We start from the raw sequence: 1,332 nt of genomic DNA on the forward strand, positions 1-1,332 counted from the left end.
ATCACGAGCGGGTTGCGGATGCGGCGCAGATCGACCTTGCAGTGCTGGCACAGCCACACGAGGCCCTGCTCCAGCCGGTTGCCGACGAACAGGTTCTCGGTGATGGCCAGGATCTCTTCCCGCCCGAGCATATAGAAGCCGTTCCACCACCGCTCGAATTCCAGGAAGCGCTCGCGCTCGGCCCGCACCCTCTCGAAAAGGTCGGCGTACTTGCTCCAGACGCCCTCCGGCTTGAGCGCCTCGAAGTTCTGGACCAGCCACGCGCCGTCGAAGCGGCCGTCGTCCAGGTCGGACAGGAGGTGCGCCGTCCACATGCCGCCCGTGAACCCGGCGGCCGTGCGCATCGGGTTTACGCCCGGCTCGCCGGCCCAGTAGGACAGGGGCGAGCCGTTGAGCACGGCCGTCCCGACGAGGCCCTGGCAATCGGCCGCCAGCATGGTGATGGCCCAACCCGCCTGGCAGTTGCCGTATAGCACCGGCGGCTGGCCCGGGTGTCGGTGGCCGACCTCCTCCAGGAAGCGGCGCAGCGTCCGGAGTACGTCGTGCAGGGTCTGGCCTGCCACGGGCTCGGGCGCGAACGAGACGAAGTAGGTCGGGTGGCCGGCCCGCAGCGCCAGCCCCACCTCGCTCTCGCGCTTGAAGCCGCCGATCCCGGGGCCGTGGCCGGCGCGGGGGTCGAACACGACCACGGGCCGCAGGCCGGGCTGGAGGCAGTCCCCCAGGCAGTCCTCGCCCACCCGGGTGATCCTGAGCAGGCTGTAGTTGGTCGGGCGCTCGAATCGGCGCGCCTCGGCGACCACCTCGAAGTCGAAGTCGAGCAGCGGCGGCTTGCCGGCGCGCTCGTGGGCGACGATGTTCTCGGCCCGTTGCCGCAGCGCGTCCAGGAACAGGACGGCCCGCTGGCCGGCGTCCAGCCAGTAGGCGAGCAGGTCCTCGGCGCCGAAGGCGGGCTCGCCGCCCTTCGCGCGCACGAGCGGTTCAGGCGCCGCGGGTCTGTCCGTGGCCGAGCGCTTCGCGACTGCCATGGCGTCCTCCTGGTGCTCGGCCGCAGCCTGCACCCGATCCGCTTCGGCGCGCTTTGCGCTGGCGCATCCCGGGCCCGTTCACTTGCCCTTCTGGATCTTCACGACGGAGATCTGGCCGTTCACCCGGTCCGCCTGGAAGCGAACCTTGTCGCCGGCCTTCACGCCCTTGAGCACCGACGGGTCGGGCGTGCGGAACACCATCGTCATCGGATCCATCCCGAGGTTCGGGATCGCCTGGTGGTCGATGGTGATTTTGCCGGCGGCCGTGTCGACCTTCTCCACCGTCCCCGAGACCGTCGGCAGGTCG

Annotated in this window: 2 protein-coding genes; both read right to left on the minus strand. The window is 70.6% G+C overall.

Annotation, left to right across the window (positions count from 1 at the left end; translation table 11 throughout):
- A partial coding sequence (locus SLNSH_RS24260; protein ID WP_146140381.1) for a DUF3141 domain-containing protein occupies window positions 1-1,025 on the minus strand: 1,025 nt, incomplete at its 3' end.
- A gap of 78 nt (window positions 1,026-1,103) precedes the next feature.
- A partial coding sequence (locus SLNSH_RS24265; RefSeq protein WP_146140382.1) for a copper-binding protein occupies window positions 1,104-1,332 on the minus strand: 229 nt, incomplete at its 5' end.

Origin of the sequence: Alsobacter soli, from assembly GCF_003004785.1 — a bacterium.
Taxonomy (GTDB): Bacteria; Pseudomonadota; Alphaproteobacteria; order Rhizobiales; family Beijerinckiaceae; genus Alsobacter; species Alsobacter soli.